The organism is Schlesneria sphaerica, assembly GCF_044336245.1.
Lineage (GTDB): Bacteria > Planctomycetota > Planctomycetia > Planctomycetales > Planctomycetaceae > Schlesneria > Schlesneria sphaerica.
Window position 1 is genome coordinate 2440393 of the sequence record NZ_CP172346.1, and the last position, 22918, is coordinate 2463310.

Here is a 22918-nt window from a genome sequence, read left to right on the forward strand (position 1 = left end):
TGTCGACACGCAGGCCGGGTTGCCATGCGACGTCGATCGTCGCTACCCCATAGCCTCAATGAGGTAGGTCGTGAACTGGATGGCTCAGAAATCTCTGACGATTTCTTTCCCATCCACAGTCACCAAAGCGCGAACCTGATCGTACGGCGTCTTGTTTTCCAGGAGTCGAACAGAGCCATCTACAAGTGCAATGTGTCCTCCTTTGTTATGGGGCGTTTTTTTGGTCTGTACCAACTCCCGCACGACCTTTTCATCCGCATCCACCGGTGACATCCAGTGAACGGCTTGGTCGGATGGAACTTCAATCACGATCAACGTCGTGGCCATCCCATCCGTAACATCCCCGAGCGAGCAGGACTGTCCAGGCCGCATGACGCTGTATGGAGTCACCACTGCCAGATAGGTCGTATTTGTCAACTTTTCTACGGGGGCAGATGGGCATCGATAGACCGGCGCGGGTGTTTCACACGCTTCGGCGTTGACTGGGTCGTTCCATGGCTTGGAGAGATCAATCTTGTCGTAGAGTGGTTGTTGATCAAGGTAGGGGAGAAGCAGCGTCCGCCAGCTGTGCAGCGGATTCCCATCCTTATCCACCGTGTACGCAGGAGGAAATGAGTTGTACTTGTCGTGGTAGTTGTACAGAGCCAGGCCGATTGCCTTCAGATTGTTCTTGCAATGTGTTCGTCGCGAAGGTTCCCTACTTCCGCGAGTCGCTGGCCATAGCACCACTACGACAAGTCCAATAACAAGCGTCGCTACAACGTATTCAAGAAACCTGCTCATGCTGGCTTTTCTCCAGATCTCACCAATTGTTCAATCAGCTCCGTTTTTTCAGCGTTAAACGCATCAGAAACCGTCGGCCGCATCGCGACCACTTACCGTCACTAACGCGCGAAGCTGATCGTAGGGAGTCTTGTAATCGAGGTTCCGAACCGAGCTATCCACTAGCAAGATACCAGGCCCCTTGGCAGAAGGTGACTTTGTGGTGCTTGCCAGCTTGCGTAATGTTTCATCGTCGGCGTCGACCGGAGAGATCCAGTCCCCCATCTGGTCAGTCGGGACTTCAATGAGCATCAGAGTCATCGAAGCCCCATCGGTGACATCTTCAAGTTTGCACGACTGCACCGGCCGTAGCACGCTTTCAGGGGTCACCATTGCCAGGAAGGGAGTACGGGTTGAATCTTCAGCCCCCCACGGGCTTTGATACACACGGACGGCGGTTTTGCGGGCTGGTTCGTTCGCGGCGTCGTTCCAGGGTTTTGCGAGATCGATCGAGTCGTAAAGCTTCTGCTCGTCGAGATAGGGCAGAATCAGTGTCCGCCAACTGTGTAGCGGACTCCCATCGGCATCCACTGTGTATGCCGGTGGGAAGACGCCGTAAGTCCCCTGGTAATTGTGCAGGGCCAATCCAAGTTGTTTCAAGCGACAGTGACTTTGGCTTTGACGAGCGGCCTGTCGTGCGGCTTGAACAGCGGGGATCAGCATGGCAGCCAGACCGGATAAGACCAGCAAAACCACTCCGACGATCTTGAGCCGCTTCATGATAATTTCCTGGTGCGGGTCTGGCTCGACTGTCTCTGGATACAGGATTGATCGAAGAGGCTTCAGATATCTTCCGACTCGATGCTGACACCGTCAATAGACATTCCGTCTTCGAAATAATCTAATTCGCGAAGGATTCAGACTGGAATTTGTGTTGTGGGTATTTCCGCAGATTGCGACAGCCAAGTGGCGGAATGGCGGACTGCCGGGAAAAGCCATTCTTGGACTAACCATGTTGGGTTTGCGTGGAACCTGACTCAGGGCGATATGTTTCCTGTAGTCGCGTCTCCATCAGGATGCTGACGATTGCATTCGGACGATTGGCCTGACACGATGTGTTATCGAATGGCGACATCGAAGTCCCCCCTGTAAGACGATCGCTCAACTTATGACGGTGCTGATCGACCTCGTAGAAATCACGAAGTACTATGGCCGATTTCGGGCATTGGATCGTGTTTCGCTGCAGATTCAGGCGGGGATCACCGGCCTGCTGGGTCCGAACGGTGCTGGCAAGACCACACTGATCAAGGTGCTGCTGGGACTGGTTCGCACGACCAGTGGCCACGGACGCTTTCTCGACTTCGAACTTGGACGCCAGTCGCGCCAGATACGCGGTCTCGTCGGTTACATGCCGGAAGATGATTGCTTCCTGTACGGCATGACGGGGATCGAGAGTGTGCAGTTTGTCGCCCAGCTTTCGCAGATCCCGGCCATCGAAGCCTTGCGACGGGCCCACGAAACGCTCGACTTCTGCGGTCTGGCGCAGGAGCGTTACCGAACCGTCGAGACGTACTCCACGGGGATGCGGCAGAAACTTCGATTTGCCCAGGCGATCGTTCATGATCCGCCGATCCTCATCCTGGATGAGCCGACTTCGGGACTCGATCCTGAGGAACGACTGGTGATGCTCAACCGCATCCGACTGCTTGCGAAAAACAAAGGAAAAGGTGTTCTGCTCTGTACTCATATTCTTCCTGACGTCCAGTCGATCAGCGATTCTGTCGTGATCCTCGCGGGGGGACGGGTACAAGTTTCCCAGACATTGACGGAGCTGAGTCGCGCAACCATTCCCGCACTGGAACTGCGACTCGCCGGTCCCTCTGAGGTGATGGTGGAGCGATTTCGCGAACGGGGCATCGAGGTTACACAACCCGCACATGGGCATCTCGTACTGAAAGGAAATCCGGACGAACTCACACAGACGGCCTGGCAGGTGGCGACGGAATGCGGCGTGGGAGTTCGATCCATGACCCCCGCGCGCAACACTCTGGAAGAAATCTTCCTGAATGCCATACGAGGAGAGTCGTAGGATGTCCGCAAGTACCGGCAATGAAGCCCCGACGTCACCTTCACCAGAGGTTGGTGCCGCCCCCGCGCATCGATCGGGGGTGGGTGCCGGACGGGGAGTCCACCACCTGGGTTACCGAGGGTGGTCGGGCGTCCGGACATCGGGGTGGAGTCGCTGGATGGTGATTTCGCAAGTCGGCGTCCAACGGGCCTGGCAGAGTCAATGGCTGAAGCGGATGCTGTTCTTCGCATGGCTGCCTGCGGTCTGGTTTGGGTTTGGTTTCTTTCTCTGGGAGCAGGCGACGCAATATCCCGAATGGCAGCAGCTTCTGCGGCAGTTGCTGCGCAACTTCCCCCCCTCCCCGCCCATTGACGTGATCCAGGAAGCCGTACGGAGCGATGACCTGACGGAAAGTCGTCATCTGTTCTGGGCCGGGTTACTTCAGATGTTCTTTCGTTATCCACAGGCAGTCCTGATGGTCCTTGTCGTGGGCCTGATCTCTCCACCGCTGATCTCGCAGGACATCCGCTCGCGCGCGTTCCTGCTGTACTTCTCACGCCCCCTCACCCGCAGCGAGTACGTGCTGGGGAAGATGGGAAGCCTCTGGACATTCCTCTGCCTCATTTCAGGCGTTCCCGCGCTGGTCCTCTACTTCATCGGAGTCATGTTGTCTCCCAGCATCAGTGTCGTCTTGACGACCTGGGATCTGCCTCTCCGCATCATCGGTGCTACACTCGTCCTTATTCTTCCGACATCGGCGCTGGCACTTTGTATTTCCTCCCTGACGAAAGAAAGCCGGTACGCGGGATTCGCCTGGTTCGCCGTCTGGATCCTCGGCTGGTTTACCTATGGGGCCGTGACGTCTGCAGAAGGGTTCAACGCTCAACAGGCCGCCCGGCATCAGCAGTTCCCCTTTCCCGAGGCCGAAGTCGCTGTCCCGAGTGAATCCGCCTGGACTCACCTGTCGCTCTATCACACCCTGGGTCGCGTCCAGAGCTGGGTGTTCGGCTTTGATCAGTTCGAGGATGTCGTGGCCTCGATCGCAATTCTGGTCCTGTTAACGAGCATCTCTCTCGGCGTCACGTACTATCGAATTTCGGCACCGATGCGTGTGTAAGCCGCTGACTGTTGAGGCATCGTCTATCAGCAGCCGTCATGACCCTTTCCACTTGTTCCTGTTGACGACAACCCGTGTATGATCGAACTTCACAACGTCACAAAACTGTATGGCAAGGTCATCGGAGTCAATGATTTCACGTTGACGCTGGAGCCTGGTGCCTATGGCCTGCTGGGCCCGAATGGTTCGGGGAAGTCCACCCTGCTGAACCTGATTACGGGCCAGCTCCGTCCCACACTGGGAACTGTCCGGGTGATGGGTCGTTCCCCCCGCAACAACGTTCAATTGTTCCGTCAGCTCGGTTACTGTCCCGGCGGCGAAGGAATGTACTCAGACGTCTCAGGCTATGAATGGGTCCGTTACCTGCAGCAGCTACAGGGGATGTCCGCTCATGCGGCTAAGTCGGCGGCGGAAACATCGCTGGAACTGGTCGGTATGACCTACGCCATGCACCGCCCTATTTCCAGCTACTCACGAGGCATGCGGCAGCGGACCAAGCTGGCACAGGCCATCGCGCATGATCCCGAGTTCCTGATTCTGGATGAACCGTTCAACGGCCTGGACCCGATCGGCCGGCACGAGCTGACGCTGGTTTTAAAGGACTGGATTGGCCAGGGGAAAAGCCTGCTGTTTGCCAGCCACCTGCTTCATGAAATTGAATCCATCACCGATTCCTTTCTATTGATCTGCGGCGGTCGCCTGCTCGCATCCGGCACGGCCGAAGAGGTCCATGCCATGATGGTCGGCCTGCCCAACCAGATCTCGTTTCAGTGTCCTGAACCGCATCGTCTGGCATCGCGATTCATTGAAGAACGCGTTGCCGATTCCGTCCGCATCACGGGTGATACCCTCGTCATTTCGACCAAAACTCCGGACCCAATCTATCAGAACCTGCCGCGCTGGCTTGATGCATGGGGCCTGCAGGTGTTGGAAATGCGGTCGGCGGATGATTCCCTGCAGTCTTTGTTTAACTCTCTCATGAAGATGCACCGGGGTGAACTCTAATGGGCAACGTCGGTGCAGTGTTTCTGTTCGAATGGAAGCGGGCCTTTACGTGGCAGCGAATGCTCTGGTGGTGGGTACTGGCCCTGTTTCCGGTGTTCATCGTCGGACTGGTCGTCTTCACCGTGGAAAGAGACGCAGACGTTCCAGGCGTTTCGGATGACATGTGGGTGGAACTTTGCGTCTGGCTGCTGTTTGCTCTTGTTCCCATGCTCGTGGCGATGCTGGGAACGCTCCTCTGGGCGACTCCTGCCGTTTCAGCGGAACTGGAACGACGGAGCTGGGTCTATCTGGCGGTACGTCCTCACGGCGGAACGGCTGTTCTCTTGGGGAAATACCTCGCATCTGTGACCTGGGTCATTCCCCCCGCCATTCTCGGCCTCACAGTCTCAGTCCTACTGTGTCAGTTCGCCCAGGCGGAGCAGGCGCTTCAAGTCTGGTGGACGATGGTCCGACTGATCCTGCTTTCCGCCCCGGCCTATGCAGCCATTTATCTCCTTCTCGGCGTTGTGATGCCCCGTCGCGCGATGGTTCTTGCCGTAGCCTACACCCTGATTTTTGAACTGATTATCAGCTTCGTTCCCGCGGTGATTAATAAATTCACCGTCCAGTATCGTCTGCGCTCCCTCGCCGCCGAATGGTGTCAGGTCTCGCTCGCCCGACGGGATTCCCCCGCGATGCAGACATTAATCGGCAGTGAGCCCCCGTGGCAGCACGTCGGTATCCTGATCCTTTTTACCACCCTGCTGGTTGCCGGCTCGGTTGTTCTACTGCGTGCCTGCGAGTTTTCGTCGGCCGCCGAATCCGACATGTAGACTCATCGAACTGCCCGACATCAAGAGCCAAGTCCCCCCGTCGGGGGCGAACTCATGCACCGAACCGCTTCCACCCGCTTGCTGCGGGAGGTGGCTTACTTTATTCACCGGTCGGTATTCGCCTCTCAATCGTCGCCGAAAATCAGGTTGAGAACATTGGAAGGGACCGTCAAATCCTCACTGGAGGAACTCCCCTCTGACGAAGCGACATTCTGCCAGTTCAACAGATCAGTGATCAGGTCCGTCATTGTCGGGTATCGATCCTGTTTCTTCTTGGCCACCATACGGCAGAAGATGACATCAATCTGAGCAGGAACGTCGCCACGGACCGCGCGAATCGACGGAATCGGGGCATCGCGATGTTCCAGCAGTCTGGCCATCAGCGTGGCCGCTTCATACATCGGCTTGCCAGTCAGCAGGTAGTACAGTGTCGCACCCAGACTATAAATATCAGAAGTATGGTCAGCGCTGCGGGAATCGATCGCCTGTTCGGGCGACATGAAATCCACCGTCCCGACAAGACTACCAGCCTGAGTAATGCCGGCGGTCTCCGCGACAGGCATCGCTGAATCGCTGGAATCGTGAAACCGGGCCAAACCCATGTCCAGGATTTTGACAATTCCGTGAGCGTCGAGTAACAGGTTGGCCGGCTTGATATCGCGATGGACAATTCCCTGATGGTGTGCATGCTCCAGCCCCCTGGCCACTTGCAGCACGCAGTCCAGTGCCCGTTCAATCGTCATCGCCCCCGACGACTTGACGCAGGCGGCCAGGTCTTCACCTTCGACAAATTCCATGGCCAGAAACGGGATCCCGTCGATCTCGTCCGCGTCGAACGCAGCGACGATATTCGGGTGACTCAGTTTCGCGGCCGCTTCCGCCTCACGCAGGAATCGCTTGACGACGTTCGAACTCTGAAGGGCTGTTTGAGACAGAACTTTCACCGCCACAATTCGCTTCATCCGGCGATGCTGGGCCTTGTAGACTTTTCCCATGCCACCGGAACCGATTTTCTCGAGCAGGACATAATTCCCGAGAATCAACGGGGCGGGGTTTTCGGCATACAAACGGTTCGCCTGGAACGGCGTCAGCTTTTTCAGCCGAACGAGTTCGCGTGCCAGAGCCAGCGCGTCGTGCGATCGCTTGGTCGAGGGAATCTGTGCTTCGAGTTCCAGGAGTTCTTCTGGCGACAGAATCCCACTGTCGCTCAGGTGCTGCAGGAACCCATCCACTGAGACTGACATTCAAGTCCCCACAACCCATCGATCCCTGTTAATCCATGTCGCAGACGCAGCGGTCTTTCCGGCGTCACATGGTACCCGACGTTTGGCGGGTCAGAATAGCCTCAAAGTGACACGACGGACAAGCCGATTGTTCGGCGATTGCCCACAATTCACCTCGCATTTGGAAACAAGTCGACCGGTGAGACGTTAACCTGACGGCCTGCCCCCACAACGGGGCGTTTCCACAGGCAAAGTCTGGTTTCCAAAAGGAGAGCGTGCCAACTCCCCCCTTCGACGAGCCACGATTGCCGGGAGTTCCCGCAGGTTTTTTAAAACGTCCCCGCCGGCCAAAGTTCGTCGAGCCGCCCGTTGGGACAGCGGCACCGGTTCGTCAGCCCCGGCCACCCCACATCCAGAGACCCGCAGCGACAAGCCCCGCAAGCCCCGCAAGTCCCGCCAGCCCCAGCACAACCAGCAATCCGACACGGACGCGGGTTGCCCAGCGTGCTGCCGATTCCTTCGCGGGATGAGTATATCGCAGAGCCAGCGACGGCCCTACGATGATCTTGTCACCCAGTTTCAGCCGGTGTTCCTGGATTAGTGCCCCATTCACGCGGGTTCCGTTGCGACTGTTCAGATCAATCAGGGTCCAGGCGGTTCCGTCAAATCGCAACTCGCAGTGTCTTCCGGAGACCGCGTTATCCTGAATTTGCAGATCACAGTCCCCGCGACGCCCAATCACGAAGGGGTCCTTCACGAGTGGAATCGCTGCCCCCCCGGTGAACGGCTGGAGGACCATGCCGGAATTGATGGCTTTCATCGAACTGGCGTCGGAATGAGCCACGCTTTCGATCTTTTGCTTCATCGTGATGGAAGGGGGTTTTTCAAACCGAAATCCACCCCGACGAATCACGGACGGTCCCGCCGGGGCCGAGGGATTCGCCTCCTGCGGCAATGCGGCTGTTGTCGAACTGGCAACCGAACTTCCCGCCGTCAGCTTGGCTGTGGAACTTGCCGCCCCCGAGGCTGATCGCTGCCGCTTCTGGAGTTCGGCCAGCTTTTCTTCCGCCCCCCGATTTCGCTCTGCCAGGATTCGGCTGAAATTGAATTCCACCGGTAACGTCTTGGAGAACGGCGCCAAAGCATGGGCGACCTCGGCCGCCGAAGCGAAACGGTCCGCGGGATTCTTGGCCAGCATTTTCGCAACGAGATCACCCACCTCCCGGGGGATGGCAGGCACCATATCGCTGACGTGGCGAGGGATCACCGACTGGTGCCCTTTCAGGACTTCCGATGTCCGCGAGTAAGGAAAGGGGGTATCCCCCGTCAGCGACGCAAACAATGTGCAGCCCAGACTATAGATATCGGATCGAGCATCCGCGGTCAGACTGTCGAGTGCCTGCTCTGGCGAGGTATAAGCCGCCGTCCCGACGCATTCATGCCCGAAAATCATCGCCATCGAGAACTCGTCCCCGTCTTCGCCATCCTTTTTCATTGAGAGACCGAAGTCGAGGATTTTGGTCAGTCCGTTGTGGTCAACCAGAAGATTCTGGGGTTTGATGTCCCGATGAACGAAACCGGCCCGGTGGACATGATGCAGTCCGTTGGCGGCTTGTCGTGCGATGTCGCAGGCCTGCTGCCAGGGAAGCCGACTCCGTTCGCGCATTCGCAGCAGTTCCAGCAGACTGGGTCCTTCCACAAACTCCATGATCATGTAGGGCAAGCCACCCGCGTTGCCTGATTCGTATGTCCGCACGATGTTCTCGTGCTTGAACCGCTGCCCCGCACGGACTTCCTGTTCAAAACGCGCCAGCAGCCCTCGATCCTGCTTCAACTGGTCCAGCAGGACCTTCAGTGCGAACGTCTGACCGGTACTGACGCTCTGGGCGCGATAAACCCAGCCCATCCCGCCGATCCCGAGAAGATCCAGCAGTTTATAGTCATCAAAGAAGAAACCCCGGGAACGCCCCTCAAGAAGTCGGTCCGCCTGATAACGGGTAATCAGACCACGCTGGACCAGTTTCTTCGCGGCAAGAGCGTCCGTATCGACACCTTCGCCCGCAAGTTCATCAGCGACTGCCTTCACTTCTTGAGCGGTGAGCAGCCTGCTTTTGGTGAGTTGGAGCCAGAAGGATTCAACAGCTTGTGATGTCGCCATGATCCGCGCGCTCTGGCAGGAATACCTCGAAAATGCCACAAAAAGTATTCTTGTGACGCTCAGGGAGTTGGTCAACAATTCAATACGGACGTCACAGAATTATCGGTAAAAATTCTCACGTGCCAGACAGGAATCCCGATTTCAGGCTGAAGGTACCACTTCCCAAACTCGTCGTTTCTCTTACAGTCACTGCCGCAGTTGAAGCGACCAAATGACGTTTTTTCGCGGTGAAGGACTCAGAACAGTTTACCTCACACGGGCCAGTCACGAGACCAGTTTCTCAAGCTAATTGGCGAAGGCTTTAAATTTGTTCCAGATCCACCAGCCCCCAAATCCGGCCCCGATGAGCGACAGCACGATGATCCCCTCAAGGGCAAAAAAGAAGTAAGAGAACGGCCGGCTTGACTGCTGAATGGCCGTCAGCACGGTTGCCGCTTCCGCCCGAACGGCCGAACTTTCGTCCGATTTCTGAATCCGCAGCAGTTCTGCGGCGAGTGAGCGTGACTGCGAGGCGTGAGCGGACAGGGTTCGCAGCGACGCAAGCTGCAGATCGATATGAGGTAACGACGCACAGTCACTCAGTCTGGAGATCGTATCAGGACTAAGCGAGGGAAACTTGGCCAATGAACTGGCGGCGACCACCCGCACGCCCGGTTCACCGTGATCCAGCAGTGACACCCAGTTTTGTTCCGCCTGTCGCAATTGCCGAGCGGATTGCATCCAGCCATAAGCCAGAAACAGGCACATCAGCGAAGCGACACCCGCAATTCCCCAGGGAATCCGACTCGAGACCGTCGCTTCGGGAGCGACCGCCCGTTTCGATGACGCGGGTGAGGACTTCGCCTTGATCATCTTGACCGGGGGCTGTTTGCCAGAGCCAAACAGGCTCGGTTCGACGGCAACCATCTTACGGCCGGGAAGCAGAATCTCGTGCAGGCGACGATTCACTTCTGCCGCCGTGGCAGGCCGCTGAGCCGGATCCTTCGCAAGCAGTTCACACACCAGTTGATCGAGTTCCAACGGGCAGTTCAGCACGATCGCCGCCACGTGGGGGACAGGGTCCTTCAGATGCCGCTGCATCACCTCGGCCGCGGTCTCTCCGCTATAGGGTGTTCGGCCCGAAAGCATCTCAAAGATCACGCAGCCCAGACCATACAGATCAACCCGATTTGTGACCGGCCCCCCCCGAATCTGCTCAGGAGACATATAGAGAATTGTCCCCACCGTGCGCCCCGACGCCGTCAGCCGTCCCTGAGAAACAATCGAGGCCAGTCCAAAGTCACTCAGCTTCAATTGCCCTGATTTCGTCATCAGGAAGTTCGCCGGCTTCACGTCGCGGTGCGTCACCCCTTTTTCATGGGCATACTGCAGCGCATCGCACATCTGAATGGCATAATCGACGGCGTTTTCCCAGCCGAGAGCCCCCTTCTCGAGCAGATAGTCGGAAAGCGTCCCGCCGGGAACGTATTCCATTGCGTAGAATCGTTGTTTGCTCTCACAACTCCCGCCGAAGCAATGCACGATGTTGGGGTGCGAAAGCTGCTTCAAAACATCCAGTTCGCGTTCGAACCGGGCAAAAACGGTCGCGTTTGCCGTGATATCGTTGGGAATGAGCTTCACGGCAACTTGTCGATTGTTGCCGACGTAGCGCGCACGGTAGACAACACCCATGCCCCCTTCGCCAAGCTTATCGAGCAGCTCAAATGGCCAGATCCACTGCGGTTCCATGATCCACGACTCCCCCTGGAAGACACTCCCGTGGCCATTATATCAGGGAGTGAACGTGGAAGGATTCTCGCACGTGGCGTCCGTTTTGGCGATCCACAAAGATTTTACCGATTCCGCAAGGGAACAGCTCCGGCCCCTTCACAGGTGCCTCGAAGCCCTTTCTAGCGCCAATCATCATTCGCAGGGGTCAGCGACTTGGATGCGGACGCACCGGAAACGGGTAATGACTTCAGTTCGGCATCTTCCTGATGCGCTGCCATCTGCGTCACGGAGATCGACTCGCCGATCCCGATTTTTTCTCCAGCACCCGCATAAAGCTCCCGTGCCTCGGGAAGCAGCTTGACCAAAGCCTGCTCACGTCGTTCGTCACTCGGGTGCGTCGACATAAACTCTGATGGCTGCTGGCCTTTGTGGCTGGCGGCGAACCTGGACCAGAACTGAGGAGCTTCGGAGGGGTCGTAACCCGCTTTCGACATCAGCATCACGCCGATGTGGTCTGCTTCCAGTTCCTGCTTGCGGCTGAAGGGGAGCACCGCGCCATATTGGGTCCCGACGCCGTAGGCCTGCTGGATCATCTGCTGGCGTTTTTCGTCCTGATTCTTTGTGGCGTAGGAAAGCAGCATCTGCCCCCCCTGGACGACGTAATTTTGTGTCATCCGTTCGCCGCCATGTCGAGCGAGTGCATGTCCAATCTCGTGCGACATCACGACCGCCAGTCCGGCTTCGTTCTCGCAGATCGGCAGGATTCCTTCGTGAATCGCCACCTTCCCCCCGGGCAGGCAGAAGGCATTCTGCTCGGGCGTGGCGAGAACTTTGAATTCCCATTCGTAATCCGGCCGGTCAGAAATCTGGGCAATCCGATGTCCCACTCGATTGACCATGTCAATGTATTGCTGATTTGTCGACAGGCTCTCTTTCTTCACGACCTCTTCATAGGCCGAGAGTCCCATGGAAACTTCCTGCGTTTCGGGGATCGCGAGCAGTTGACCACGCCCGGTGATCGGTGCATGACGACAGCCGCAACACCAGACGGCCAGAGAACTGGCGATCATGGTCCGACGGGTAATGATTCGCTGATGAAAACTCATGCCAGACAACTCGCTGAAAATGTGACAATTCCGCACCGTTTGTATCGGCCAGAACTTCAATCCAGACAAGTCGAGCCTGCTGCCGCAGCGTCCGCTATCCCGCGCAGGTTCTCTCATTTGAGCGAATTTCGGGTTACCAAAAATCGGATCCGGCAAATTATTCCGCTGAAACAGGCTCAGGAACCAATTTTGACGAACTTCAGAAAGTTGAGCGTCCCGGATCAGTTGCGAAACTGAATCAAATGGGTATGATCCTCGTCCCCCATGACATGCTCGTCACCGAGCCTATGGTCGGCTGGGTAGCTCAGTTGGTAGAGCACAGGACTGAAAATCCTGGTGTCGCCGGTTCGATCCCGGCCCCAGCCACTTTTTTATTTTCAACGGCCAGCCATTGCGCCGAGCCCCTTAGGCTACTCCCGAATCCGTATACACGGACATCGCGCGAGGTGATTTTCTTTTAGCTTTCCCGCCGCTAAGCATTTTGCGAGGGAATTCTTGCGACCTCAGGCAAAATCCCAGCCCATCCGGCTAAATAACTCGATCGCCAGCAGAGCGTCATTGAAAAAGATTACACCACCCATCTCCTTAGCCCTTCTGTTCAACCTCCCTCACAGGCCGACGCGACCAACCTGACAATGGGCATTTGGAGAACGTTCGGGCCGGCTTTCCACCCGATAGCCGCATGCTCACCTGAAGGGAAAAAGGCGGCGAGGCGTGAGACTTTCGAACTGGTACAGAATCTAACACGCCCACAACGATCAACTTCTCAATTCGACCAGGATAGCGGTTGGCAAACAATTTTTGCCCCTAACCGCAACCGTACCGCCTGCAGCGAACCCTCGCTGCACCAAAAAATGCAAAACCTGCCATTCCGTACGCACGCTACCTGGCTTGACGACGATGACCTAATCTTGCTCGATGCAATCTTCGACTGTAGCGCTACATCGGTCCGACTCTTGCGAAAAAGCATTTTTCACCAGCAGTGGCATCTGGGATATACGCATACACTCAATGACAAAGAGCTCGTGTCGCGTTTACTGAAACTTTGCGACCATGGCGTGCTCAGAACGACTGTTCCGCAGGCAAATGTCTGTTTTCGGATGACGGCGGTGGGTGGCGATTTGTGGTCTCAGGAACGCTGTCCCATCTGGGATCGGTTCTGCACTGAGCAATACAAGCATTCTTCACGGGGTTACACTTTAATGCGTGTTACTGCCGTCTCCATGAAAATTCGAGACGACTTTCTTCAGTTATGGCCGATGTACCCCGCACGTCGACATCGGGAAACAATAGCTGATTACGGCCTAATTCCATGGAAGCCATTCGAGCAATTAGAAGTCGGATTCGCGGGCTATTTCGAACAAAGGTCATGGACGCTTGCGGAAGTCCCCGTTTACGCGGCACTGAAACGGAAACACGAAGAAAAGCTGCTGCAAGGGAGAACCTGGTGGCGCACAGTGCACGAACTTCAGAGGTTCGTCTCTTCCAGTGGAATACCAATGTCCTGAGGAATCTTTGCCAGCCACATCTACCAACGGCCTCTTACATATTTCGCAGAAGTTCGTCCCTCCGATTGAAAACCAATGCGTTCTACGGAAAAAAATGTGTTGAGCAAGTTGAACGAGTTGAGCAACTTCCCTGTTTTCAGGGCGATTCTGCGGTTTTAAAGTTGCTCAATTTGAGCAGGTTGAGCAACTTCGATATTCGGCACTGCTGCCTCGTCCCACGGCTCCGGGAGTCGCCAGAACCAGCGACCTGTGGCACATTTTTCTTTGGACTTCTGGCAATTCAACAACCGCAATGCACGCCGCAACGTCGCCTCGGTCACCTGAATCGCCGCTGCTTCCTCCCGGAGCAGCGATGCAGGGACCTCTCCTTGACTGAGCCGGTCCCGCAGCCAGTCGGTCACGCGCGTCAGTTCGCTCGACTTCTGCCGGACCTGAAGTCGCTGCTGCTCTTGAGACTCCTCAAGGTACTGCTCTGCGGTCAGCGGCACGAGGTCGGTCTCCCACACGATTGCCTGATTCTGAATTTGAAACCCAAACCCAGCGGGCAACGCGCAAAGGTTCGTTTTGATGGGGAGCAGCAATCGTCGTTGTCCGTCGTCGGGGTCCTGTGTGACGAGCCAGACCGAGCGAGCCGCTTTCGCAAACACACGAGTTGTCGGCATCCAGGCCCCTCGCTTGCCAATCCCGACTCGAGCAGGTTGAGCGATCAGCAGAATGGCAACATTGCACCGCTGTGCCAGGTCCGCCAGCTTGGACGCCATCACCCGGACCCGGTCTTCCTGCTGGCTGTCGATGTGATCCAGGTAGCAATTGATCGGATCGATGACGATCAGTTGGACAGGCTGGTTCGCGTCCCGGTTCCCTCGCAGACAGCACTCGAGCATCTCGATCGAGAGATCTTCATCCAGCCTCGGTCGCTCGTAAGACGCAGGTGCGAGTGGGTCGACATCAAAATTCTGGGCGACACTGACCCGTTCGTTGACAGCTGTCGATGGGCGCTTGAAACGATACCAGTCGTGGGCGCCTCAAACGATACCATTTTGAGTGGTTCTGTCTGAAATGGTTCCGTTTGCCCTCTTATTCTTCGGTCTTGGACCCGGTGGGCGCTTTGGTACTTTTTGAACCTTTTTCAGAATTCTCTAATCGATAACTTTTGCCGGTGATTTGCACGATCTCCGCGCGATGAAGGAAGCGGTCAAGAATGGCCGTGGCGCTGGGGACATCACCGATCAACTTGCCCCAATCATCCAAGGGGCGATTGCTCGTCATCATGGTCGAACGAAGTTCGTGGCGGCGCATGATGATCTCGAAGAGGTACTCGCCGGATCGCTTCGGCAACTGCTTCATTCCCATGTCATCAACGATCAACAGATCGGGCTTGAGGTATCGCTGCAGGATCCGTTCGTGGCCCTCCATCGCCTCGTCGTGAAGGAAGTCGCGGACCGTGTCAAAGATCGAGCGGTAGTACACTGTAAAGCCGGATCGGATCGCAGCGACACCAATCGATTGGCAGAGATGGCTCTTCCCTGTCCCAGGAGGTCCGAGCCAGAGTACATCACGTTTGTCTCGAATGAAGTGGCAGGTCGCCAGATCGAAGATTCGGTTCTTTTTGATCGAGGAATTGAAACCAAAATCAAAATCTTCCAACCGCTTCACATCACGAAAACAGGCTGACGTGATTCGGCGTGAGATCTGTCGGCCATCCCGCACGAGTAATTCATCTTGAAGGATCAACTCTAAGAACTCGCGGTGCGTGAGGCCACGACTCGAGGCCTCATGCAATCGAATTTCCAGGGAATCGCCCAATCCCGATAGTCGAAGCTTCTTGAGCATGTTTGTTAAACCATCAGACATCATCTTAGTCTCCGTGAAGGGAACGTTGAATAAAATCGCTGTACTCCGACACCGATCGGATGATCGGATGGTCGCCCACGAACTCCATGGTCTGCTGTTGGGCGGCTGTTTGGTTCTCCAGCAGCCGCTTGATCACGCGATAGTTGAACGCCTGGCTGCGCCAGGCCGTGTCGCACGCTCGATCGATTTGTTCCGTCTGATATTTCTTCGTGAGACTCAACAATCCCTGAAGGACTCGAGCTGCGGGAATACCGCGAGCCTCAATCGTGGCTTCCGCCCAACGCGCTGCGTGAGGCCCTAAAAATCGCACTTTTCGTAGCGTATATTCGAGCCCGCGCTCGATCATGTGAGTCTTCGAAGGATGGATGTGTTCGTTCAATGTGCTGAATCGGCCAGCTGGTTTCGTGCAGTGGACCGTGATGCTTTCCATGCGTTGATTCAGGATCCGAACCGTCTGACTATTCCAGCGGACCCAGACATCGTGACCCAGGTACTCCGGTGGAACCGAGTAATAGGCCCGTTCAATCGCAATGTGACCGTCGCGAGAAACTTTGCGCTGTTCCTCGTGATAAAACGGGAATCGATCTTTCGGAAGCGGTTTTAAACAAGGCTTCTCGGTACTCTCGAAGGCCACTCCGACGTGTTTCTTCGTCGTTCCATGAATCCGCGTATCGGCGACCGTCTTCTCCCAATGATCCAAGTGGCTATTCTGCTGTGCCAGGCTTTCAAAGGTTCTTCCCTTCAAGGCATTCTCTTGCACATAGTCCACGCCGCGTTCGACCTTCCCCTTATGCCGAGGTGTCGCTGGTCGGGTGGGCAGTAGCACGAAGCCGTAGTGTTTGCAGAACTCGTTGATCTTGGGATGCAGTTCCGGATCGTACCAGTCGGCCTTCAGCACGACACATTTGGCGTTATCGAAGACGACGGTTTTCGGAACACCTCCCAGTCTCCAAAACGCATTCTCCAAACTGCGTATGAAGCTCTCGGTGGTCAAACGCGTCACCGCTTCTGTATAGCCCTTTCGCGAATAGCTGAGGACCGCCCGAAAGACATGGGTCTTGCGTAACGTTCCTGTGTGATCAGGGCACGGGCGACCCGCTCCAAAGTCGACCTGAAGCTCCCAGCCCGGATCGACTTCGATTCGCCGAAACGGCAATTCCCGTGACGTTCCCAGACGCTTCACAAAGCGACGGACCGACCAGTATTTTCCTTCAAAGCCGTTTTCTTCCACCAAATCCTGATAGATCCGCTGAGCGTCCAGACCCTGCTCCAGCTTCGACAAAACGACATCACGAAAGGGCTCGCAACGGCTCCGGGAAACGCCCTCTGCAACGTGATTGGCCGGCTCGTCCGACCCGGTGGGCGCCGTGGTATCGTTTGCCCCGATTTCCGACAAATGACGCCGAACAGCGTTTCGAGAAACTTCCAGAGCCAATGCGATTCCACGCTCCGACATCCCGCTCGCGTGTAACTGCTGAATAGATAAGATCTTGTCCATGCCCAGTTGATAAGCCATTGCGTCCCCATGCACTCGTTTTCTGTGAAGAAAATGAGTCACGAGACAACAAAAGCCCCTTTGTCTTCAACTGGTACCTTTTGAAGCGCCCTTCACTGGTATTGTTTGGGCGCCCACTGACAACAGCTCCCGCGGCATCGAGTCGTGGACGAATCGTGCTGCAAAGATCATCCTCACCCGCAAACAGGATCACATCACCCGGCAGCCCGCGAGCATCTTCGGCCAGTCCTTGTCGCCCTTGTGTCGCTCGCGCAATGGTATCCATGGCGACCAGGCTTTTCCCGATTCCCGGCTCGCCAATCAGCAGCGTCAGTTTCCCGAGCGGGACCACTCCCTCCCAAACCCACTCCAGCGGTCTAGACTCAACCCCACTCATCACTTCCAGCAGCATCGTCCCAGCCCCCCACCCTGCTCAACGCGGATTCCCTTGTGAATCGCTCACGATGGCTTCAGAGATTACATCCGTTGCGACATTTTGTCCACATCTATTTTTGTCGCACATTAACCACGTTATGGGACGAGGAAAAGAACAGGACAGGCAGATCACGAATTACGCGTTCCTGGTTGGTTCCGCGACCGCTCTGGTGTCAGTGGAGAAGAGCTGAAACCGGCAGGATGCCGGTTTCACTTTGCAACGGCCTTCCCAGGCACCATTAATCCGCAGCTTGCGCTGATTTTCGCAGAGGTGATTCTTGCCCTTGAAATCTGCGTCGCTCTGCGTCATCTGCCGATCGATTTCAACGCTTTCCGTCACTTTTTTCTTCCTCGTTGTACTCACGCCTGCGTGAACATCCTTTTTCGCCGGACGCCACACGAAGATTCCAGTCTGGCCGTAGGTAGGGATGTTCAAAAGTAGGCGCGGCGCCCCGCCGCTTTTCGGTGGTGCCTTTTCGTGGCCACCCTGCAGCGAGAGGTCAGAAAATCCTGAAACCGGCAGGATGTCGGTTTTACAGGGGGTCACTGAGGCGAAGTCAAAATCTCGCTGACATCCTCTTCCGAATACGAAAAAATCGGGCGTATTTCGACCTCGGCGCCGTCCTCGAGGGGACAGCGTTTCGCCCAGTCGATGGCCTCGTCGATCGATTGTACTTCCCAGATCGAGTATCCCGCGACGATTTCCTTTGTTTCCGCGAACGGCCCCTGCATTACGTGCCGATCCTTGCCGGAATAGCGAATTCGCACCCCCTTTGAACTCGGCATCAGCCCTTCGCCCGCCAGCACAATCCCCGCCTTAAGCAGTTCCTCGTTAAATTTTTCCATTGCTTCCCACGCCTGCGGAGAGGGCATCGCCCCCGCTTCGGTATCTTTGCTCGCCTTCCCCAATACCATGACGCGCATGATGCATTCCCCTGCGACACCCGTTTACACTCAAGGTCGTAATCGGCCGAACGTCACCGTGCCGATCTCCTCACACCATGGTCGAATGAACCGTCGGAAGATCGACAAAACGAATGAAAATTTCAGACGAACAGAAAGCGGGGCAGGTGTCAAAAGCTGTTGGGCCGAAGGATTCGACGTACCCACAGTCGCAGAGAGCTGGGGAGGAAAGGCCACTTCAACGCCTTCCGCCACTTTGACCTTCCTCTGCGACTTACCGCCTGTGCGCGGCTCCGTTTCGCCAGACGCCACACGAAGATTCCGGTTCGACCGTTCGCATGGATGTCCAAAACGAGACGCGGCGGCCCGCCGCTTTTTGGTTGTGCCTTTTCGGTGCCCGCCTGCAGCGAAGAGGTCTGAAAATCCTGAAACCGGCAGGATGCCGGTTCTGCATTGAGGAGAACGAAATGTGGCAAAAGAGAATCTCAATTGCTGTTGTTGTACTGATGTTCGGTTTAATCGCCAGTGTTTCATTGCCAATGATTGTCACAATGCGTGAACAGGCACGGAGAATGCAATCGAAGAACAAACTGAAACAGTTTGGCTTGGCTCTGTACAACTATTCAGACGCATTTGGGGGATTGCCGACGGGAGGAATATTCAATCAGGAAGGAGTTGCGTATCACGGTTGGATGACGTTCATTCTGCCGTATCTTAGCGCCTCGCCGTTCTACATTTACGTCGATGACAAAGAGCCGTGGGACTCACCGGAAAACGCAGGCATGTTTCTGAATGCAAATCCGGACTTTGAGAATCCCAGTGAACCAACGGTGCGTCGCTATTGGGAGTTCCCAGTCGCACATTACTCTGCGAACGCTCACCTGATGGCAAGCAGCAGTTCGGTGAAGTTTCGAGACATCGCTCAAGCTGACAAGACTTTCCTCGTCGGCGAAATCGGCGGGGACTTTATTCCATGGGGATGCCCCTACAACTGGCGTGAACTCGAAACCATCAATGCGAAGCCGGCGACTTATGGTCGCTCGTCACAGGATGGTTGCCAGTTCCTGTTTGTCGATGGGCATGTTGAGTTTGTCTCGAATGAGGTTTCAGTCGACGTCCTGAACGTTATCAGGGGAAAGGATTTGGCTGGATTCCACGAGAACAGGCTGAAAATTCAACGCCCATCTGCGTTTCCATGCCCGGACGACGCTCTCTTCTTCAGCTGGTCCTCTCATCACGGGAATTTGACCGTCGTCAGAACGGATAAGAACGGAATAGCAAAACACGGGCAGCATCGTTAAGCAAACTGATGGCGGCTGACACATCACGATTGAAAGCGGGGTCAGAAAATCCTGAAACCGGCAGGATGCCGGTTCCACTCTGCAACAGCGTCACCAGGAACCATTGATCCGCAGATTGTGCTGATTTTCGCAGAGGTTTTTCTTGCCCTTGGAATCTGCGTCGCTCTGCGTCATCGGCGGATCGATCACTGACTTGCGCAACACAAGATGCTGTAACCCCCACGGACTCAAATGCGCTTCAATTCATGAAAAAACATTGATGTATCGTTGAACCAGATGTTGTCGAGTGCATACAAAGAAGAACTTCAAGGGGCTCGACTTCGACCAGGTTTCTCTAACGAAAGCACCGCTGATGTCCATGATCGCAGGTTCGATTCGCATGCTGGTTCTGGGGGTGGCCCTGATGGCCTTGCCTCTTCAGGCCTCCGAATACAACTGGAAGGCCGGTACCGCCAAAGCGGTCATCACCCCTTCCAAGCCACTGTGGATGGCCGGGTATGGCGGGCGGACCGCCCCCGCCGAAGGAAAACTTCACGACCTCTACATCCGGGTCCTGGCCGTGGAAGATGCTCAGGGCCACCGGGGGATTGTGCTTTCGAGCGATACGCTCGGCATTCCTCAGTCGATCTACGACGAAGTCAGTAAACTGCTGAAGACACAGTATGGACTTGACCAGTCGCAATTCATGCTGAACGCCTCGCACACGCATTGTGGCCCGGTGCTGAAAGGGGCGTTACTGGATATTTATCCGGTTAGCGATCAGCAGATGGCGGATATCAATGAGTACTCCGACTGGCTGGTCACCGAGATCGTTTCCACCATTGGCAAAGCGATTGCCGATCTGGAACCCGCGACCTTGTCGCGCGGAGTCGGTTCGGCCGACTTTGGCGTGAATCGTCGCACCAACCGCGAACCCGACGTTCCCTCGCTGCGAGAACAAAACCTGCTGCTCGGCCCGGTGGACCATACGGTCCCGGTGCTCGCCGTCAAACGACCGGATGGATCGCTCAAAGCGGTGGTCTTCATTTATGCCTGCCACAACACGACGCTCGCATTCCAGCAATGGTGCGGTGACTACGCCGGTTTCGCTCAGTACGCACTCGAAGAAAAACACCCTGGAGTGACCGCCCTGTTCACGATGGGTTGCGGAGCAGATCAAAACCCACTTCCGCGCCGCACTGTTGAATTGTGTCAGGAATACGGAAACCGACTCGCAAACGCGGTGGACGCCGTCCTGAAAAATTCCCTTGAACCGATCAAGTCGTCGCTGGCAACTCAGCATGCGATGGTCCCCCTGGCGATGAATGCTCTCCCGGCAATCGACCGCCTCGAGAAGATGGCAGCCGAACCGGTCAGCTATACCCAGCGCTGGGCCGCTCGCGTCCTCAAGGGACTGCAGTCCGGCACCATTCAACTTACGGAGTATCCCTATCCCGTCCAGGCATGGAAACTCGGCGACGATCAACTTTGGGTGACTCTGGGGGGCGAGGTGGTGGTGGATTACTCGCTGCGGATTAAAGCCGAGTTTGGTGAGCAGACGTGGGTCACGGCCTACTCCAATGATGTCATGGCATACATCCCTTCACGCCGGGTCCTGCTGGAAGGGGGCTACGAAGGTCAAAGCTCGATGATGGTGTATGGACTTCCGACCGATCGCTGGGCCGAAGATGTCGAAGAACGTGTCTTTGCCGGCCTGAAGAAAGTCGTCAACTCCCTGAAGAAATGACCACTCTCCGAGATTCCTTCCGGGACTGAACGACCGCAAACTCGAAGTCAGACATCTCTCGGAGGGGACGTCCGCGAGATGTATTGCCAGGGTTTAGACACCCGGTACCAGTTTGTTCGACCCGAAAGCTGATCAGTGGCAGAGTCATTTCTCTCACTTCGACCGGGTCCGCCACAATGGCCACCCTTGCAGCACTCTGATCAATCCTTTACATGCAGGTTCAGGGCTACTGCGGCAGATTCATTCTCCCAACTTCCGACATTTTTGAATCCGCCTGAACAGCAGAGGATGTGGGAAGGCTGAAGTTCCACTTCACACTCGGGTCACTCTTCACCCGCGTGTGAAGTGGAAGGAGGGCGCGTCTTCCTGTCGATCGAAAAGAGAATGGCGGGGACAGCTCCAACGATTGCAATTGGCCAGAAGCTACGTTCAGTCGTGCCCCCCTCTAACGAGGTTGCCAAGTCGATGACATACCCGAGCAGAGGCGCCAGAATCAGAGTCGCCAGCGAAGCGGCCTGCGATTCAATCGACAGAAGCGTCGCACCGACACTTGGATCGGAATGAGCGTCAAAGCGACTGATCAGGATCGGACGCCACACATTTTGTGCGCAGGCGAGCAGAATGAAAATTGGGATCACGATTGAAGAGGCCTTGAAATAGAGCGCCGGCAAGAGGGCGACGTAACCCCGCGCGACGATTTGCCAGACGCGATATGAGGCACGTTCGTCACTTCCACACCATTGGGAAAGGGTATGTGCGTGTCGGGAAGAGGCGCTCGCCAGCAGATGCAGTACAAAATAAACCAGACCGACCAGCAGCGCGGACCGTTGCTTGTCGCCAAGATCCAGAAACAATGGCGAGGACAGGGCAGCCACTTTCAGCACCGGTTGCAGGTAGTCCTTCACCGCTTCGTAGACTCCCTGAAACCCGATCGTTTCCCAAGTCAGTCGGCGCAACATCGGATGGTTCAGGGATTCGCGGGACACCTGATACATATGCCGTAGCACTGCCGTCAGAGAGAGTTTTTGCCTGGGCACCGCGTCAAGATATGCCGGGTAGGTCGCCAGATTGATGAGGTTCAAGACATACGGGATGATCGCAAAACCGATAATCAGGCGATAGTTGGACGTCATAAAAACGAGTGCGGCCCCGATCAGCACCGACACCGCAGACCCCATCTTCGACCAGGAGCGCGTATACCCGTAGATCCTGGTACGCTCATTCTCACGCCCTTGTGCACGTAGCCAATCGAGAATCATCGCCTTATGGATGCCACCCCGAAAAGCGTCGGCGCTTCCCACCAAGGCCACTCCAACCAGAAGCTGCCAATAGGCTGTGCCTGTCGCCAGAATCAGGAACGACAGGATGTAGATCACAAACGAGGCAACCATGCAGCGGCGGCGACCGTACAAATCAGCAGCCGCCCCCGTGGGAATCTCAAGCAGGTTGGAGACAGCCGCTCCCACCCCCATCGCGACTCCGATCTCGAAAAAGTTCAGCTCCTGTTCCAGAAAGAACAGAATGAGGAACGGCTCAAAATAGGTCTGGTTTTTGAGGAATCCGTACAGAGAAAAACGAAACAGCATCACGGACGGGCGATCGGAAGAAAACACAGTTGCACGCTTCCAGGCGGACGGAACTTGGGAGACGAATGGTTGTAGTCGGGGCAAGCAAGTCAGGCGTCATGCCGGGTGTCACTGAATTGGCCCTCATTCTCAGAGATGGCTTACTCAAA

At 56.0% G+C, this 22918-nt stretch carries 17 protein-coding genes, 1 tRNA gene and 1 pseudogene; 7 read left to right on the top strand and 12 right to left on the bottom strand.

Going from position 1 to position 22918, the window contains the following annotated elements; all coding sequences use genetic code 11:
- Positions 1 to 84 precede the first annotated feature (84 nt).
- Together ACGY09_RS08950 and ACGY09_RS08955 are read right to left on the bottom strand one after the other, a co-directional pair.
- Positions 85 to 783: a DUF1559 domain-containing protein gene (locus ACGY09_RS08950; protein WP_397571276.1), complete on the bottom strand. Its 699-nt coding sequence runs from the start codon at positions 781 to 783 to the stop codon at positions 85 to 87.
- Between the two features lie 63 nt (positions 784 to 846).
- Positions 847 to 1542, bottom strand: a complete 696-nt coding sequence (locus ACGY09_RS08955; protein WP_397571277.1) for a DUF1559 domain-containing protein — start codon at positions 1540 to 1542, stop codon at positions 847 to 849.
- 388 nt (positions 1543 to 1930) lie between these two features.
- On the opposite strand from ACGY09_RS08955, the gene ACGY09_RS08960 reads away from it, so the two are divergent.
- The 4 genes from ACGY09_RS08960 to ACGY09_RS08975 all read left to right on the top strand — a co-directional run bounded on the left by ACGY09_RS08960 (position 1931) and on the right by ACGY09_RS08975 (position 5764).
- A complete protein-coding gene (locus ACGY09_RS08960; protein ID WP_397571278.1) occupies positions 1931 to 2851 on the top strand; it encodes an ABC transporter ATP-binding protein in 921 nt (306 codons plus the stop codon).
- Between the two features lies 1 nt (position 2852).
- Positions 2853 to 3947 (top strand): ABC transporter permease, encoded by a 1095-nt coding sequence (locus ACGY09_RS08965; RefSeq protein ID WP_397571279.1) that lies wholly within the window; start codon positions 2853 to 2855, stop codon positions 3945 to 3947.
- A gap of 78 nt (positions 3948 to 4025) precedes the next feature.
- Positions 4026 to 4952: an ABC transporter ATP-binding protein gene (locus ACGY09_RS08970; RefSeq protein ID WP_397571280.1), complete on the top strand. Its 927-nt coding sequence runs from the start codon at positions 4026 to 4028 to the stop codon at positions 4950 to 4952.
- Positions 4952 to 5764: an ABC transporter permease gene (locus tag ACGY09_RS08975; protein ID WP_397571281.1), complete on the top strand. Its 813-nt coding sequence runs from the start codon at positions 4952 to 4954 to the stop codon at positions 5762 to 5764. Before ACGY09_RS08970 ends, ACGY09_RS08975 begins: the two co-directional genes overlap by 1 nt.
- Positions 5765 to 5889: 125 nt before the next feature.
- Here the strand turns inward: ACGY09_RS08975 and ACGY09_RS08980 are convergent, their stop codons facing one another.
- From ACGY09_RS08980 to ACGY09_RS08995, 4 genes are all read right to left on the bottom strand, one after another.
- Entirely contained in the window at positions 5890 to 7008 is a 1119-nt protein-coding gene (locus ACGY09_RS08980; RefSeq protein WP_397571282.1) for a serine/threonine protein kinase, read from the bottom strand.
- 370 nt (positions 7009 to 7378) lie between these two features.
- A complete protein-coding gene (locus tag ACGY09_RS08985; protein ID WP_397571283.1) occupies positions 7379 to 9145 on the bottom strand; it encodes a protein kinase in 1767 nt (588 codons plus the stop codon).
- A gap of 285 nt (positions 9146 to 9430) precedes the next feature.
- Positions 9431 to 10873: a serine/threonine protein kinase gene (locus tag ACGY09_RS08990; RefSeq protein WP_373650620.1), complete on the bottom strand. Its 1443-nt coding sequence runs from the start codon at positions 10871 to 10873 to the stop codon at positions 9431 to 9433.
- Between the two features lie 161 nt (positions 10874 to 11034).
- The gene (locus ACGY09_RS08995) at positions 11035 to 11961 is read right to left on the bottom strand and encodes a M48 family metallopeptidase (protein WP_373650619.1); all 927 of its coding nucleotides are present in this window, start codon (positions 11959 to 11961) and stop codon (positions 11035 to 11037) included.
- A 293-nt stretch (positions 11962 to 12254) separates the two neighbouring features.
- Here ACGY09_RS08995 and ACGY09_RS09000 point away from each other — a divergent pair.
- Positions 12255 to 12327 (top strand) — tRNA-Phe (locus ACGY09_RS09000).
- Positions 12328 to 13624: 1297 nt separating this feature from the next.
- Here the strand turns inward: ACGY09_RS09000 and ACGY09_RS09005 are convergent.
- The 5 genes and pseudogenes from ACGY09_RS09005 to ACGY09_RS09025 form a co-directional block, all read right to left on the bottom strand.
- Positions 13625 to 14353, bottom strand: a complete 729-nt coding sequence (locus ACGY09_RS09005) for a hypothetical protein (RefSeq protein ID WP_397571284.1) — start codon at positions 14351 to 14353, stop codon at positions 13625 to 13627.
- Positions 14354 to 14546: 193 nt separating this feature from the next.
- Positions 14547 to 15326 (bottom strand): IS21-like element helper ATPase IstB, encoded by a 780-nt coding sequence (gene istB, locus ACGY09_RS09010; RefSeq protein WP_397568067.1) that lies wholly within the window; start codon positions 15324 to 15326, stop codon positions 14547 to 14549.
- A gap of 1 nt (position 15327) precedes the next feature.
- The gene (istA, locus tag ACGY09_RS09015) at positions 15328 to 16839 is read right to left on the bottom strand and encodes an IS21 family transposase (RefSeq protein WP_397571285.1); all 1512 of its coding nucleotides are present in this window, start codon (positions 16837 to 16839) and stop codon (positions 15328 to 15330) included.
- A 130-nt stretch (positions 16840 to 16969) separates the two neighbouring features.
- Positions 16970 to 17230, bottom strand: a pseudogene (locus ACGY09_RS09020) (AAA family ATPase); the annotation flags it as partial.
- A gap of 566 nt (positions 17231 to 17796) precedes the next feature.
- Positions 17797 to 18177: a YciI family protein gene (locus tag ACGY09_RS09025; RefSeq protein WP_397571286.1), complete on the bottom strand. Its 381-nt coding sequence runs from the start codon at positions 18175 to 18177 to the stop codon at positions 17797 to 17799.
- 446 nt (positions 18178 to 18623) lie between these two features.
- Here ACGY09_RS09025 and ACGY09_RS09030 point away from each other — a divergent pair, with 446 nt between their 5' ends.
- On the top strand, positions 18624 to 19457 hold the full coding sequence (locus ACGY09_RS09030) for a DUF1559 domain-containing protein (protein WP_397571287.1): 834 nt from the start codon (positions 18624 to 18626) through the stop codon (positions 19455 to 19457).
- Positions 19458 to 19743: 286 nt separating this feature from the next.
- Complete coding sequence (locus tag ACGY09_RS09035) at positions 19744 to 21183, top strand: neutral/alkaline non-lysosomal ceramidase N-terminal domain-containing protein (protein ID WP_397571288.1); 1440 nt, start codon at positions 19744 to 19746, stop codon at positions 21181 to 21183.
- A 323-nt stretch (positions 21184 to 21506) separates the two neighbouring features.
- Here ACGY09_RS09035 and ACGY09_RS09040 read toward each other — a convergent pair whose 3' ends face one another.
- Complete coding sequence (locus tag ACGY09_RS09040) at positions 21507 to 22796, bottom strand: MFS transporter (RefSeq protein ID WP_397571289.1); 1290 nt, start codon at positions 22794 to 22796, stop codon at positions 21507 to 21509.
- Between the last annotated feature and the right edge of the window lie 122 nt (positions 22797 to 22918).

Excerpts from the sequence above, each read along its gene's own strand:
- ACGY09_RS08995 (WP_373650619.1), bottom strand. The coding sequence starts at position 11,961 with ATGAGTTTTCATCAGCGAATCATTACCCGTCGGACCATGATCGCCAGT.
- ACGY09_RS08960 (WP_397571278.1), top strand. The coding sequence starts at position 1,931 with ATGACGGTGCTGATCGACCTCGTAGAAATCACGAAGTACTATGGCCGA.
- ACGY09_RS08980 (WP_397571282.1), bottom strand. The coding sequence starts at position 7,008 with ATGTCAGTCTCAGTGGATGGGTTCCTGCAGCACCTGAGCGACAGTGGG.
- ACGY09_RS08970 (WP_397571280.1), top strand. The coding sequence starts at position 4,026 with ATGATCGAACTTCACAACGTCACAAAACTGTATGGCAAGGTCATCGGA.
- ACGY09_RS08965 (WP_397571279.1), top strand. The coding sequence starts at position 2,853 with ATGTCCGCAAGTACCGGCAATGAAGCCCCGACGTCACCTTCACCAGAG.
- ACGY09_RS08975 (WP_397571281.1), top strand. The coding sequence starts at position 4,952 with ATGGGCAACGTCGGTGCAGTGTTTCTGTTCGAATGGAAGCGGGCCTTT.
- ACGY09_RS09025 (WP_397571286.1), bottom strand. The coding sequence starts at position 18,177 with ATGCGCGTCATGGTATTGGGGAAGGCGAGCAAAGATACCGAAGCGGGG.
- istA (WP_397571285.1), bottom strand. The coding sequence starts at position 16,839 with ATGGCTTATCAACTGGGCATGGACAAGATCTTATCTATTCAGCAGTTA.
- ACGY09_RS08950 (WP_397571276.1), bottom strand. The coding sequence starts at position 783 with ATGAGCAGGTTTCTTGAATACGTTGTAGCGACGCTTGTTATTGGACTT.
- ACGY09_RS09005 (WP_397571284.1), bottom strand. The coding sequence starts at position 14,353 with ATGCTCGAGTGCTGTCTGCGAGGGAACCGGGACGCGAACCAGCCTGTC.
- ACGY09_RS08985 (WP_397571283.1), bottom strand. The coding sequence starts at position 9,145 with ATGGCGACATCACAAGCTGTTGAATCCTTCTGGCTCCAACTCACCAAA.
- ACGY09_RS08955 (WP_397571277.1), bottom strand. The coding sequence starts at position 1,542 with ATGAAGCGGCTCAAGATCGTCGGAGTGGTTTTGCTGGTCTTATCCGGT.
- ACGY09_RS09030 (WP_397571287.1), top strand. The coding sequence starts at position 18,624 with ATGTGGCAAAAGAGAATCTCAATTGCTGTTGTTGTACTGATGTTCGGT.
- ACGY09_RS08990 (WP_373650620.1), bottom strand. The coding sequence starts at position 10,873 with ATGGAACCGCAGTGGATCTGGCCATTTGAGCTGCTCGATAAGCTTGGC.
- istB (WP_397568067.1), bottom strand. The coding sequence starts at position 15,326 with ATGATGTCTGATGGTTTAACAAACATGCTCAAGAAGCTTCGACTATCG.